Genomic DNA, 13,361 nt, shown 5'->3' with positions numbered 1-13,361 from the left:
AGCGCTCCTTCTCCTCCGCGGTCCGGGCCTCGGCCTGCTCCCGGGCGAGCCTGTCCAGCCAGTGCACGATCCCGGACACGTTGGTCTCCGCGCCGCTGAGGGTGTCCAGGATCGCGGCGGACTCCGCGGGTGCCTCCGGTGGCATCGGTGCGTAGCGGGAGACGACCTTGTCCCGCACCATGGCGATCGCGTGGTCCAGGTCGCCGGTGCTGCCGTGGGACTCGCGTACCGTCTCCACCCACAGCCGCAGCTCGGACTCGGCCCGGTCGAGGGTCTCGGGAACCGAGGTGACCGCGCCGAAGTGGGAGAACATCAGCCTCTGGGCGTCGATGTCCCCGAACAGCCGCAGCGTGCGCAGGCACGCCTCCATGTCGAAGTCCGGCGGCGGCGTGGCCGGGCTGACCTCGCCGGTGAGCGGCTTGTACACGCCCAGTGCGTCGCCGACGTACAGGTCGCCGGTGAGGGTGTCGACCAGGCCCATGTGGTGCTTGGCGTGGCCGGGGGCGTAGTGCGTCACCAGTCGGCGCCCGCCGCCCAGGTCGATCTCCCCGGTCTGGGCCACGGACCGGATGCGGGCCGCCTCGGTGGGGTTCATCCGCCCGAACAGGCTGTCCAGCCGGTCCCCCCACACCATCTCGGCACTGCGCATCAGCCTGCCCGGGTCGGCCAGGTGGCGGGCTCCGCGCTCGTGCACGACGATCTCGGCGTTGGGGAACAGGGCGGCCATGTCGCCGGTGCCGCCCGCGTGGTCCAGGTGGATGTGGGTGACCACGATGGTGGCCAGGTCCGCGGGCGCCAGCCCGAGGCGGGTGACGGCCTCGTACAGGACCCGCGCGGAACCGGCGGTGCCGACCTCGACGATGCAGGGCCGTTGGGAGCGGATGAGGTAGCTCGACACGATCCCCGGGTATCCGGCGAGCATCGTGTCGATGGCGAAGATGTCGTCGCCCAGCGGGGTGATCCCCTCGGGCAGACCGCTCACGTCCACGTCGTCGTGCACTGCAAGCACCCCTGTTCCTCGGTCGTCGTGGGGTTCGGCGGGGCCGAACCGGACAGGACCCGACTCTAGGACAAGGGTGTCACGGCTGGTCGGGGCGGGGGCCGGTCCGGTCCTCGTCGGAGGGGCTTCACGGAGCGCGGCCGGCGCCGGGGCTGGTTGTCCACAGCTTCGCGCCGGGCCTTTTCCGCGGGCTTCCGTCGGGGGATCCTGGTAACGGAGCGTACGCCCCCACCGCACGCGGATGGCCGGACCATCGGCTTTCGGCCCCGTTCCCCGCCCGCGTCGTGCCCATCTCCTCGCTCTTCACCCATGGGAGGACGTCCACATGCAGCAGGAGCCCGCGGTCACCCCGAGCCGGACCGCCCCCGACATCCCGCCCCCGCGGCAGGGCCCGCACGAGTCCGAGCACCGCAACGAGATCCTCGTGGCCGGGCGGATCACCGCCCGCCCCCTCATCCGCGAACTGCCCAGCGGTGACCGGTTGGCGACGTGGCGGGTCTGTGTGGCCCGCCCCCGCGACAGCCGCTACCGCGGACGCCAGTCCGACTCGATCACCTGCACCAGCTTCGACCGCGACCTGCACGAGGGGATCCGCGCCTGGCGGCTGGGCGACGTGGTCCGGATGACCGGGGAGCTGCGCCGCCGCACCTGGCGGGGCAGGGAGGGCATGCGCAGCGTGTGCGAGGTGGAGGCCAGGACCGCGACCCTGGTCCGGGCGGCCGACGGCCTTGCGGCCAGGGCGGTGCGGCGGTGAGGCCCCGCCACGCGGGCTCACCAGCCCAGGCGGGACAGCGCCTCGCGTGCGGCCGGGCCGGACGGGTCCGCCGCCCGGTCCGCCCAGACCGCGGCGCACAGCGCGCGCAGCCCGTCCAGCCGGTCCCCGGTCCCCTCGATGCGCGGTGCGCCGCCGGTGACGGTCACCGTCCACCCCGCGCAGCGGGTGCGATCGCCCTCGCGGACGACGGCCGGATGCGTGTGGTTCATCCCCGACAGGTCCCACGCCAGGTAGCGGGGGCGCTGGTGCTCCGGTGCGGCGAGGGCGTCCATCGGGGTGGCCACCCCCGTCAGCACCAGCATCCCGGCCGCGCCGTGCGCGGTCGCGCCCTCGATGTCGGTGTCCAGCCGGTCGCCCACGATCAGCGGGTTGCGCGCTCCGGTGCGCAGGATGCCCTCCTCGTGCAGCGGACGCATCGGCTTCCCCGCGACGACCGGTTCGACCCCGGTGGCGTTGGCGATGACCCGGACGAAGGACCCGTTGCCGGGGGTCAGACCCCACTCGCTGGGCGCGGTGGCGTCGTTGTTGCTGGCCACGTAGAACGCGCCGCGGCGGACCGCGACCGTGCCCTGGTCGAGCAGGTCGCGGGTCATGTGCCGGGAGTAGCCCTGTACCACGGCCACCACCGAGGGGCTGTCGACCGACACCGGGCGCAGTCCCCTCCTGCGCACCGCCTGGCGCAGCGCGGTGTCACCCACCACCAGCACGTCCGACCCCGCGGGGTGGTGTTCGCCGACCAGGCGGGCGGCCGCCTCGGCGGAGGTCACCACGTCCTCGGGGGCGGCGCCCACACCCAGTTCGGTCAGATGCTCGGCGATCCGCGCCGGGGTGCGCCCGGCGTTGTTGGTCACGAACGCCACCCGAGCTCCTGCGGCCCGCGCCTTGCCCACCGCCTCCGGTGCCGCCGGTACGGCCCGCGGGCCGATGTAGACGACCCCGTCCAGGTCCAGGAGCATCGCGTCGTGGATCTCGTTCAGGGGACGGTCTGCGGCGAGCAGGGACATGGTGGAGAACCCGTTTCGTGCGATGGCGGTGGTCGCCTCCCAGGCTATGACGCGGCCCCCGCCGTCCGGGACCGCACGCCCGGGGTCGGGATGTGCGCTGCGTCGCTGACCCGGCGCCGCCGCGGCAGGTGTCGGGCGCGCCGGGGAGGGGGTCACCTGTCGCGGTTCACGGTCAGCCAGCTGGACGCGAAGGCCACCGCCCCCGGAAGGGAGAACAGCCGCGCGGTGGCCTCGCCCACCGGGCCCGAGACCACGGCCCCGGTGCTTTCGAAGTCGGCGCCCAGCCGTGCGAAGTCCTCCTCGTCCAGGAGCACGTCGGTGAAGGCCACCCACTCCCGACCGCCGTCCGGGGTCAGGACCGCGCATCCGGACCGCTCCATGCGGGGGCGGGGGATTCGGTACTCGGCCAGGTGGAAGGCGGTGCAGGAGTCGAATCCCGTGCCCAGCAGCAGGACCCTGGCCCGGACGCGCTCCAGGGCGGCGAGCGGGGAGTCCTCGCCCAGGCGGCAGCCGACCGGGTGGTGCCCCATGAGGTCGCGGGCGCGGGGGCCCAGGGCGGCGAAGGAGGTCTGCGGGTTCGCGCTGCGGACCGCTCCCGGCCATGTGCGTACCATCTCCGGGACGCGGCCCATGTACCTGCTCGGTGTCAGGCGCGGGTCGAACCCGGGTGCCTGCGCGCGGATGACCGGCCACCAGTCCTCGGGGACCGGCGGGTCGCGCCACCCCGCGGGGTCGGTGTTGTCCATGGTCTGGGTGGGCACGACGAGCGTTCCCCCGGAGCCGACGGCGTCCATGAGGGCCTGCACGAGCGCCTGTTCACCGCCGCACACCCAGCCCAGCGCGCTGAGGGAGGAGTGCACCAGGAGGGTGTCGGCGGGCGCGACCCCCAGTGCGGTCAGGTCGCGGGCCAGGGACGCCCGGGTCTGCGGGCGGCCGGGGTTCTTCGCTTCGGCGGGCACGCTGGGGACTCCTCGGCTGGAAGGGAACAGAGCAGATCACCATGGGTACAGCAGGTGGCCGGTAGCGGGCCAGTGGATATCGGGCGGTCGTGCCCGGGGGGAGGCGCGCAGGGGGGGGCGGGGTGAGGAAAACCCCAGGGTGTCCGTACGGTCGGCACCGTGGTTGTGGGGTCAGCGCCCCGCCACGATGGTCCCCATGTCCCTGACCAGAACCGCGGCGGCCGGCCTGGCCGCCGTCCTCCTGCTGCTCACCGCCGCCCCCGCCCGGGCCGAGGTCCTCGACACGGCCCCGGGCGCGCTGACCCCCGAGGCTGTGGACGCCTACGTGTCCGACTACCTGGACGCCTCACCCCTTCCCGGGGCCGCAGTCGCCGTGACCCGGGGCGCCGAGGTGGTGCACACGGCGGGCTACGGCACCGACTCCGGGGGCGGGGCGCTCACCGCCGACACCCCCATGGGTGTGGCCTCGGTCAGCAAGGCCTTCACCGCGCTCGCCGTCATGCAGCTCGTGGAGGAGGGCGAACTCGCACTCGACGACCGGGTGGCACGACACCTGCCGGGGTTCACCCTCGACGACCCGCGCGCCGACCGCGTCACCGTCCGCCAACTGCTCACCCACACCTCAGGGATGTCCGACACCGCCTTCCGGGAGAAGAGCGCTCCCGCGGCCGACGACCTGGAGGGGGCGCTCGCCCGGATGGCCGACTCCGGGATGGCCGCCGATCCGGGCACGGAGTCGCGCTACCACAACCCCAACTACCACGTCGCGGCCCGCCTGGTGGAGGTCCTCAGCGGCCGCACCTTCGGCGAGTACATGGACGAGCGCGTGTTCACGCCGCTGGGCATGGACGACACCGTCACCGTCGACACCGCCGAGGAGGTCTTCGCGGCGGGGGCGGCCCGGGGGCACATCGCCGTCCTGGGCGCGGCCGTCGCGGTTCCCGAGCCGCAGAGCTACTTCAACGGCGCGGGCGGCATGGTCACCACGGCGCACGACATGGCCCGCTGGCTGATCGCGCAGAACAACGGGGGACGGGGAGCCGACGGTGCCCGCGTCCTGTCGGAGGAGGGGATCGCCGCCACCCACACCCCGGTCGGCGGCGCGGGCGGTGACACCGCGCTGGGCTGGAACGCGGGGGAGAGCCCGGCGGGCACGCGGATGGTCTCGCACGGGGGCATCCAGTTCACCTACACCGCCCACCAGGCGCTGCTGCCCGAGAGCGGGTACGGGATCGCGGTGATGGCCAACACCGGGTTGGGCAGCGCCGACGCCTCCGCGCTGCTGTACGGGCTGGTGGCCCTCGCCGACGGTGGGGAGCCCGCCGCGCCGACCGCTCCGGTGCTGTTGGCGCTCGACCTGGTCCTGGTCGCCCTGGTCGGGCTGACCGGCTACCTCGCCCAACGGGGTGTGCGGCGCGCCGGTGCCTGGGCGGAGGCCGCCCGCGTGCGTCCCCGGTGGCGCAGTGCCGTGCGCCTGCTGCCGGGGCTGGCCGTCATCGTCGCGGCCGTGTTCCCGAACCGGTTGGCGGCGCTGCTGGCCCAGGGCCGTGACATGACCTGGGGGCAGACGTTCTACCTGGCCCCCACCGCCCTGAGCCTGCTGGTGGCCGCCGCGCTCGCCTTCGCGGCGGTGTACGCGGTCCGGGCGTTCCGCGTGGCCGGGGCGCGGGGGTCGGCCCGGAGCCGCTCCCTCAGTCCAGGAGGCGCATGACCAGACCCGTGCGCGGTTTGGGGCCGAACGAGGTGGACTTGCGGGGGGTCAGCTCCCCGCGGTCGGCCACCGCGTACACCTGCTCCACCCGCAGCGCGGGCACGATGACCGCCGTGCCCTTCTCGTCGCGGGCGGCCGCGATCGCCTCGGCCGCGTCGTCGTGCACCATTCGCACCCGCTCCTCCGGCATCTCCCACAGCGGTAGCAGCACCTCGTGCAGGGCGGCCGTCGACAGACGTCGCCACTGCGGGGAGCGGCCGGGCATGGCCCGCTCCAGTTCCTGTTCGTCGAAGCCGTGCACCAGGTGGGCGTCGCCCTCGGCGGAGACCAGCAGCAGGGCGGGCGCCTCCACCCGGTCAAGGGCGTGTTCGGAGGGGCCTGTGACCCGTTCCACCGAGGCCACCGTCCGGGCGGCCGTGACCGCGGCGTCGGCGTCCAGTCCGGGCAGCACCCGGTGGATGGCGCCCAGCCGGGGCGGGTGGGTGTCGCTGTCCACCAGCAGGGCCAGCCCGTACCGCCAGCCCGGGTCGTCGTGGGCGGCGCGCAGGCGCTGGTAGGCGGCGTAGCGGTGGTGTCCGTCGGCGATCAGCGCGGACCGGCCCGCCAGGTCCGCGCTGATCCGTCGCAGCACGGTGGGGTCGGTGACCGCCCACAGCCGGTGCTCGGCTCCGTCGCGGGTGCGCGCGTGCGTCAGCGGGGCGCCCGCGACCGCTTCGGTCGCGGCCGACGCGTCTCCGTCGCCGCCCCGGTAGACTAGGAAGATCGGTTCGAGGTTGGCCCGGGCCAGGCCCATCAGGTGGAACCGGTCGCGCACCGGCGGGTCGGCCACGTCCTCGTGCGGGCGTACGGCGGACTCGGCGCCCTCCTCGGGCAGTCGCAGGTTGCCCACCAGTCCGCGCTGGCGCCGCCCGTCGGCCGTGACCTGCTCGTACACGTACAGCGCCGGTTGCGTGTCCAGCGCGAGCGCCCCGTCGTCGATCCAGCTGCGCAGCAGGTCGGCGGCCGTGCGGTAGCGGCGCGGCACCGTCGTTCCCGTCCCGGCGGGGCTCTGCCGGCTCAGTTCGAAGGGCAGGGTGACCCGCGCCGCGTTGTGCGGGTCGGAGCGCTGTAGCTCACGTGCCTCGTCCGCGTCGGGGATGTCGTAGGGAGGGGCCAGGAGTCGTGCGAGGTCGAACTCCCCGTCGATGAAGCGGTCCGCGTCCGGGTCGGCGTAGCGCAGACCGCGGAAGGGCGCCAGTTCGAGAGGTTGGCGTGGCATCCCAGCACGGTACCCGTCCCCGTTCGTCGCTCGGTCGCCGCGCGGTCGATTCAGCTTCGTTGTGGTGAGGAACCCTGGGGCTTGCGGCCCCGGGAGGAATCGCTGCGCGAACCACACCGATCCACCAGTGACAGGCATCACATCCGACTGCTTTTGACTACGTTTGGTCACTGGCCGGGTGCACCGTGGTGGGCGTGTCGAAGGCCGTGGTGCGGCTCAGGCTCACGCCGTCGCCCGAGCAGGCGGCGGTGTTGCCTCGACCCTGCGCGTGCTCAACACCCACGCCACCTGGGTGGCGAGGGTGGCCCACGAGCAGGGTGTGATGCGCAACTACGAGCTGCGCAAGCACACCTACCAGCAGTTGTGTGAGGCCGGGGTGGGCTCGCAGGCGGCTCAGCACGCCATCAAGAAGGTGTGCGACGCCTACCGCACCCGCCGGTCCAACCTGAACAACGGCAACTACGGGCCCCGGGGTTCGGCTCGCCCGGAGCGGATCGAGACCACACCGATCGCTTTCCGTCCGGAGTCGGCGCACCCCTACGACGCGCGCAACCTGTCCTTCGCCCTGGACGTCCGCACGATCTCGCTGTGGACCTTCCACGGCCGGTTGAAGGACGTGCCCTTCACCGGCTCCCCCGACCAGATCAAGATGCTGGCCGAGCACAGGCGCGGCGAGACTGACCTGCTCTGCCGGGATGGGGTCTGGTTTCTCGCGGTGTCCGTCGAGGTGCCCGATGCCCCCGAAATCAACCCCGACTCCTTCCTCGGAGTGGACCTGGGCATCGTCAACATCGCCACCACCAGCGATGGTCAGGTGATGGCCGGACGCAAACTCAACCGGTATCGCAGGTGCCAACAGCGGTTGCGGGCCAAACTCCAGTCCAAGGGCACCCGCTCCGCCAGGCGTCTGCTCAGGAAGCGCCGCCGCCGTGAGGCCGGGCACTCCAAGGATGTCAACCACCGGATTTCGAAACGCATCGTGGCCGAGGCCGAACGCACCGGGCGCGGCATCTCCCTCGAAGACCTGACGGAGATTCGCACCCGGGTACGGCAACGCAGGCCCCAACGGGTCACGCTGCACTCCTGGTCCTTCCACCAGCTGGGCGCCTTCATCGCCTACAAGGCCCGCCGCGCGGGGGTGCCGGTGGTGCTTGTGGACCCGGCGCACTCCTCACGCCAGTGCGCCGCGTGTTCCTACACCCACAGGGCCAACCGGGTCTCACAGGCCTTGTTCGTCTGTCGGGGCTGCGGCGTCGTTGCGCACGCGGACCGCAATGCTTCCCGTGTCCTGGCCCGCAGGGGCCAGGAGGCGTGGGACGCGGGGCGGAAGTCACACGTCCCACCCGACACCCCCTAGGTTGTCGGGTCAGACGCGGTGGGCTCCCTCGCACCCAGCGGGGTGGTCCAACCGCACGCTCGGTCCCTCAGGACCGAGAAGCTGACAGGAGCTTCCGCACGCGCAGCAGGTCGCCGACGCTGGCGTCGACCTTCACCCGGCGGCCGAACACGGCCTTGGCCGCGTCCAGGCGGTCCTCGGCCAGGGCCACCAGGTCGTCGCTGCCCACGGTGATCCGTACCTGTGCCCGGGGTGCGGACCGGTCCGCGGGGCGGTGGGTGATGTCGACCAGGCCGTCGAGGGTGAGTCGCATGTCGAAGACGGTCTCCAGGTCGGGGACCTCCACGCTGAGGGAGCGCTCACGGATGTACTTGCGGCGCTTCTCGTCGGATTGGGCGAGGATGCGCTGGTTCACCTTCTCGATGCCGGCGAGGCACGTGTCGATGCTGCTCATGGCCACATCATGCCCCAGGGTCCGGGTGTTCGCGTCCTTTGGTGCCATCGGGACGAATGGGGCGGCCTTGGGAGTTCGCGTGTCAACGGCGGTTCCGTCCCGGTAGCGTTGGCCACGGCCCCCCGTCGCGCAGCGGCTTCCCCTGCCCGCGCCCCCTTCCTCTTCCGCGGTCCCATCAAGGAGTACTTGTCATCATGGTCGTCGACGCGGTACGCACCTACCTCGATGCCGCCAGTGGCCTCACCGAACTCTCGCGCAAGCAGGCCGTCGCCGCCGCCAAGGCCCTGCTCAGGGCCAACGGCCCCGCCGCTCCGGTCGCGGCGGAGGGGGAGAGCCTGCCGCCGCGGGTGGGGCAGAGCATCCAGAACCTGGCCGGGGAGCTCATCGAGACCAGCCAGGCCAACCGTGCGGCCATCGCCGACCTGGTCCGCTCCGAGGTCGGGCGCCAGCTGGAGCGGATGGACGTCGTTGCGCGCGCCGACCATGAGCGGCTGGTGCGCCGGGTCGCCGAGCTCGAACGCCGCCTGGCCGCCCGCCACGCGGTCGAGTACGCCCTGGCCCCCGTCGACGCGGGCGCGTCCTCTCCGGTGCGCTCCGCGGCCGCCGCGGCGGCCGAAGGCCCCGAAGCCGACGTGTCCGCCGCATCCGAGGGCGCTTCCGCGGCCGGGTCCGCGGAGGACGGCTCCAAGGCGGGGAAGGCCGGGTCCGGCAGAGCCGAGGACGAGGGGACCGAGGCCGAGGAGGCCGAGAAGGACACCGAGGTCCGGGACACGCGGGACGCGGTCGCCGACGGCGCGGACGCCCCCGCCTCTGAGGACGGGACCGGTTCCGCGGCCGACGCCGGGACCGGCGTCCGGGACACCGGCGAGCCCGCGGCCAGGAAGCCCCGTACCGCGGCCAAGACGGCCCGCGCGCGCACCGCCGCCAAGCGCACCACCAAGAGCAGGGGCACCACGAAGAAGTAGAGTCGGACCAGCGCGAACACCGGGAGAGGCATGGACCCCAACGAGCAGGCCCAGGCACTGGCCGAGCAGACCCTGCGCAGTACCAGGGAGCGGCTGGAGTTACTGGAGACCCTGCCCACCGCCGAGCACGTCGCGGTCTTCGATACCCTGCACCAGGAGCTGTCCGGGGTGCTTGGCGCGCTGGACCAGGGCGCCAGCGTCCCCGAACAGCCCCGGTATCCTCGGTAACCATGGCAAAACGCACCCGGCTCGACGCGGAACTGGTCCGCCGCGGGCACGCACGCTCCCGTGGACACGCAGCCGAGATCATCGAGGGCGGATTCGTCAAGGTCGCGGGGATCGTGGCCTCCAAGGCCGCGACCCAGGTCGGCCAGGACCAGCCCATCGTGGTCCGCCCGCCCTCCGACGAGCCCCCCTACGTCTCCCGCGGCGCACACAAGCTCATCGGCGCCCTCGACGCCTTCGCGTTCGACGTCACCGACCGGCGGGCCCTGGACGCGGGCGCCTCCACCGGCGGGTTCACCGACGTGCTGCTGCGCCGCGGGGCGGCCCACGTCACCGCCGTGGACGTCGGCTACGGCCAGCTCGCCTGGTCGCTGCGCAGCAACGACCGTGTGCGCGTGATGGAGCGGGTCAACGTCCGCGAGCTCACTCCCGAGCAGATCGGTGAGCCCCGCCCCGACCTGGTCGTGGGCGACCTGTCGTTCATCTCGCTGCGCCTGGTCCTGGCGGCGCTCCGGGACTGCGTGGTTCCCGACGCCGACTTCGTGCTCATGGTCAAGCCCCAGTTCGAGGTCGGCAAGAACAAGGTCGGCGCCGGGGGAGTGGTCCGCGAGCCCGAGCTGCGCGCCGAGGCCGTCTCCGACGTCGCCGCGCACGCCCTCACCCTGGGGCTGGGCACCGTCGGCGTCACCGCCAGCCCCCTGCCGGGCCCCTCCGGCAACGTCGAGTACTTCCTGTGGATGCGCGCGGGGGCCGCGCCCCTGGACCCGGACGCGTTGGCCCGGGCCGTGGAGGAGGGGCCGCGTTAGCGACCGTGGCGAGCGTGTCTCAGGAGTCCGGTAACGTGACCCGGCCGGGTCGGCGAACGCCCCGGCCAGCACTTCAGACTCCCCGCCGGGGAGTGAACGTAAGGGGACGGCGATGACCAGCGGACGCAGTGTTCTCCTGCTGGCCCACACCGGTCGGCCCGCCGCGGTACGCAGCGCCCAACTGGTCCACGAGAGCCTGAGCCGGGCCGGGCTGACCGTGCGCATGCTCAAGAACGAGCTTGAGGAACTGGCCGTGGAGGACTGCGTGCTCTCCCCGGTCGAGGTCGTCGAGCCGGGTGAGGCGGCCCAGGGCGTCGAGCTGGTCATGGTGCTCGGCGGCGACGGCACCCTGCTGCGCGCCGCGGAGATCGCGCGCCCGGCCGGGGCGCCCCTGCTGGGGGTGAACCTGGGCCACGTCGGGTTCCTGGCCGAGGCCGAGCGCGAGGACCTGGGCGCGACCGTGCGCAGTGTCGTCAACCGCGACTACGACGTCGAGGAGCGCATGACCCTGGACGTGGCGGTCTTCAACGGGGGCAGGGGGGACGGGAGCCCGCCCGTGCGCAACTGGGCGCTCAACGACGCGACCCTGGAGAAGGGCGAGGCGCGCCGCATCCTGGAGGCCGTCCTGGAGATCGACGACCGTCCGCTCTCGCGCTGGGCCTGCGACGGTGTGGTGTGCGCCACCCCCACGGGGTCCACCGCGCACGCCTTCTCCGCGGGCGGCCCGGTGGTGTGGCCGGACGTGGACGCCCTGCTGGTCGTGCCGCTCAGCGCGCACGCCCTGTTCGCGCGGCCCCTGGTGGTGGGGCCGAACGCGACCGTGGCCCTGGAGGTGGTCCCGGCCACGACGCCGGGCGTGCTCTGGTGCGACGGACGGCGTATGGTCGAATTGCCCGCAGGGGCACGAATCGAGATCACCCGTGCCGACACGCCGGTTCGGCTGGCCCGGCTGCACCGGGCGCCGTTCACCGACCGGCTGGTGGCCAAGTTCGGATTGTCGGTCGCCGGGTGGCGGGGCCGGGGCGAGCACGGCCGCTGACCGGGCCGCGCGGCCCGGCTGCGTCGTGCACGCGTGCGTGGTACGCGCGCGTGGGCAGTGGCGTCAACTATCAGGAGAGGGATCGGTGCTCGAAGAAGTCCGTATCCAGGGACTCGGAGTCATTGACGACGCCGTTTTGGAGTTGTCACCGGGGCTGACCGTCGTCACCGGCGAGACCGGCGCGGGAAAGACCATGGTCGTCACCGGGCTCGGACTGCTCTTCGGTGGGCGGGCCGACCCCCAGCGCGTACGCCCGGGTGCCGACCGGGCCGTGGTGGAGGGGCGCCTGACCGTTCCCTCGGGTGGCCGGGTGGCCGCCCGGGTTCTGGAGGCGGGGGGCGACATCGACGACGACGTCCTCATCCTCACCCGCGCGGTGTCGGCCGAGGGCCGCTCGCGCGCCACCATGGGCGGCCGGTCCGCCCCGGTGAGCCTGCTCGCCTACCTCGCCGACGACCTGGTCGCCGTGCACGGCCAGTCCGACCAGCAGCGCCTGCTGCGCTCGGACCGTCAGCGCTCCTCCCTGGACCGCTTCGCGGGCGAGCCGCTGGCCAAGGCGCTCAAGCAGTACACCGTGGCCTACCGGCGCCACCGGGAGGTGTCGGCGGAGCTGGAGGAGCTGGTGGAGCAGGCGCGCGAGCGCGTCCAGGAGGCCGACATGCTCCGCTTCGGCGCGGAGGAGATCGCCGCCGCCGAGCCCCGGCCCGGTGAGGACGCCGAGCTGCTCGCGGAGGAGACGCGGCTGGCGCACGCCGACAGCCTGCGCGTGGCGGCCACCACCGCCCACGAGGCGCTGGCCGGGGACCCGGCCTCCGACGTGGAGGTGGACGTGGCCGCGCTGCTCTCGGCGGCCCGGCAGGCCGTGACGGCGGTGCGTGAGCACGACGCCGAACTGGCCGCGATCGGCGAGCGTCTGGACGAGGCCTCCTACATCCTCACCGACGCCGCCACCGAGTTGGCCTCCTACGCCGAGTCGGTGGACGCCGACCCCGCCCGTCTGGCCCTGGTGCAGGAGCGCCGCGCGCTGCTCACCTCGCTCTCGCGCAAGTACGGCGCGACCACGGACGAGGTGCTGGCCTGGGCCGAGAACGCGGCCAAGCGGCTGTCCGACCTGGAGGGCGACGACGAGCGCATCGACGCGCTGCGCGCCGAGGCCGACGAGCTGTACGAGCGTATGGACCTCTCCGCCGCCGAGCTGACCCGCGTGCGCGCTGAGGCCGCCGACCGGTTCGGTGCGGCCGTGACCGATGAGCTGACCGCGCTGGCCATGCCGCACGCCCGCGTGAGCGTGCGCATCACCACGGGCGAGGAGTTCGGTCAGCACGGCCGCGACGAGGTCGAGGTCCTGCTGGCCCCGCATCCCAGCTCTCCGCCCCTGGCCCTGCACAAGGGCGCCTCGGGCGGTGAGCTCTCGCGCGTGATGCTGGCCATCGAGGTGGTCTTCGCCGGTGCCGACCCGGTGCCCACGTTCGTCTTCGACGAGGTGGACGCGGGTGTGGGTGGTAAGGCCGCGGTGGAGATCGGCCGTCGCCTGGCCCGGCTGGCCCGGCGCGCCCAGGTCATCGTCGTCACGCATCTGCCGCAGGTCGCGGCGTTCGCCGACGCCCATCTGGTGGTGGAGAAGTCCACCGAGGGCCTGGTCACCGAGAGCGGTGTGGTGCGGCTGGACCGCGGGGGCCGGGTCCGGGAGCTGTCGCGGATGCTCGCGGGACTGGAGGACTCCGAGCTGGGACGTGCCCACGCCGAGGAGCTGCTCACCAACGCCGACCCGGAGCGCGCCTATCCGGCCGCCTGACCTGGGCGTTGTGTACACGTTCGGAATGGATGTG

Annotated in this window: 13 protein-coding genes; 8 read left to right on the top strand and 5 right to left on the bottom strand. The window is 73.3% G+C overall.

Annotated elements, in window-relative coordinates; all coding sequences use genetic code 11:
* Positions 1-1,000 (bottom strand): MBL fold metallo-hydrolase (locus ACSIH6_RS22345; protein WP_435110266.1); only part of this gene is annotated, 1,000 nt, incomplete at its 3' end.
* 325 nt (positions 1,001-1,325) lie between these two features.
* Between ACSIH6_RS22345 and ACSIH6_RS22340 the strand changes: the two genes are divergently transcribed.
* Positions 1,326-1,754, top strand: coding sequence for a single-stranded DNA-binding protein (locus ACSIH6_RS22340; RefSeq protein WP_435110263.1), 429 nt, complete (start codon positions 1,326-1,328; stop codon positions 1,752-1,754).
* Between the two features lie 17 nt (positions 1,755-1,771).
* Here the strand turns inward: ACSIH6_RS22340 and ACSIH6_RS22335 are convergent, their stop codons facing one another.
* On the bottom strand, positions 1,772-2,779 hold the full coding sequence (locus ACSIH6_RS22335) for an HAD-IIA family hydrolase (protein WP_435110262.1): 1,008 nt from the start codon (positions 2,777-2,779) through the stop codon (positions 1,772-1,774).
* Between the two features lie 152 nt (positions 2,780-2,931).
* On the bottom strand, positions 2,932-3,738 hold the full coding sequence (locus ACSIH6_RS22330; protein WP_435110261.1) for an AAC(3) family N-acetyltransferase: 807 nt from the start codon (positions 3,736-3,738) through the stop codon (positions 2,932-2,934).
* 196 nt (positions 3,739-3,934) lie between these two features.
* On the opposite strand from ACSIH6_RS22330, the gene ACSIH6_RS22325 reads away from it, so the two are divergent.
* Positions 3,935-5,449 (top strand): serine hydrolase domain-containing protein, encoded by a 1,515-nt coding sequence (locus tag ACSIH6_RS22325; protein WP_435110260.1) that lies wholly within the window; start codon positions 3,935-3,937, stop codon positions 5,447-5,449.
* Here ACSIH6_RS22325 and ACSIH6_RS22320 read toward each other — a convergent pair.
* Positions 5,430-6,707 carry a DUF1015 family protein gene (locus ACSIH6_RS22320; protein WP_435110259.1) on the bottom strand — a complete coding sequence of 426 codons (1,278 nt, stop codon included), beginning with the start codon at positions 6,705-6,707 and terminating at the stop codon, positions 5,430-5,432. The genes ACSIH6_RS22325 and ACSIH6_RS22320 overlap by 20 nt on opposite strands.
* Positions 6,708-6,975: 268 nt before the next feature.
* Here ACSIH6_RS22320 and ACSIH6_RS22315 point away from each other — a divergent pair, with 268 nt between their 5' ends.
* The gene (locus ACSIH6_RS22315) at positions 6,976-8,064 is read left to right on the top strand and encodes an RNA-guided endonuclease InsQ/TnpB family protein (RefSeq protein WP_435110258.1); all 1,089 of its coding nucleotides are present in this window, start codon (positions 6,976-6,978) and stop codon (positions 8,062-8,064) included.
* A 67-nt stretch (positions 8,065-8,131) separates the two neighbouring features.
* On the opposite strand, the gene ACSIH6_RS22310 is transcribed toward ACSIH6_RS22315, so the two are convergent.
* Entirely contained in the window at positions 8,132-8,497 is a 366-nt protein-coding gene (locus ACSIH6_RS22310) for an SCP2 sterol-binding domain-containing protein (protein WP_435110257.1), read from the bottom strand.
* A 194-nt stretch (positions 8,498-8,691) separates the two neighbouring features.
* Between ACSIH6_RS22310 and ACSIH6_RS22305 the strand changes: the two genes are divergently transcribed.
* The 5 genes from ACSIH6_RS22305 (at position 8,692) to recN (ending at position 13,327) form a co-directional block, all read left to right on the top strand.
* Complete coding sequence (locus ACSIH6_RS22305) at positions 8,692-9,462, top strand: coiled-coil domain-containing protein (protein ID WP_435110256.1); 771 nt, start codon at positions 8,692-8,694, stop codon at positions 9,460-9,462.
* 30 nt (positions 9,463-9,492) lie between these two features.
* A complete protein-coding gene (locus ACSIH6_RS22300; RefSeq protein ID WP_435110255.1) occupies positions 9,493-9,690 on the top strand; it encodes a hypothetical protein in 198 nt (65 codons plus the stop codon).
* Positions 9,691-9,692: 2 nt separating this feature from the next.
* Positions 9,693-10,493: a TlyA family RNA methyltransferase gene (locus tag ACSIH6_RS22295; protein ID WP_435110254.1), complete on the top strand. Its 801-nt coding sequence runs from the start codon at positions 9,693-9,695 to the stop codon at positions 10,491-10,493.
* Between the two features lie 112 nt (positions 10,494-10,605).
* Positions 10,606-11,532 carry an NAD kinase gene (locus ACSIH6_RS22290; RefSeq protein ID WP_435110253.1) on the top strand — a complete coding sequence of 309 codons (927 nt, stop codon included), beginning with the start codon at positions 10,606-10,608 and terminating at the stop codon, positions 11,530-11,532.
* 85 nt (positions 11,533-11,617) lie between these two features.
* Entirely contained in the window at positions 11,618-13,327 is a 1,710-nt protein-coding gene (recN, locus tag ACSIH6_RS22285) for a DNA repair protein RecN (protein ID WP_435110252.1), read from the top strand.
* The last annotated feature ends 34 nt before the right edge of the window (positions 13,328-13,361 follow it).

It is taken from the genome of Nocardiopsis synnemataformans (assembly GCF_965343085.1).
Lineage (GTDB): Bacteria > Actinomycetota > Actinomycetes > Streptosporangiales > Streptosporangiaceae > Nocardiopsis > Nocardiopsis alborubida.
The sequence above is the reverse complement of the archived record's forward strand: the minus strand, read 5'-3'. Positions and strand labels throughout refer to the sequence as shown.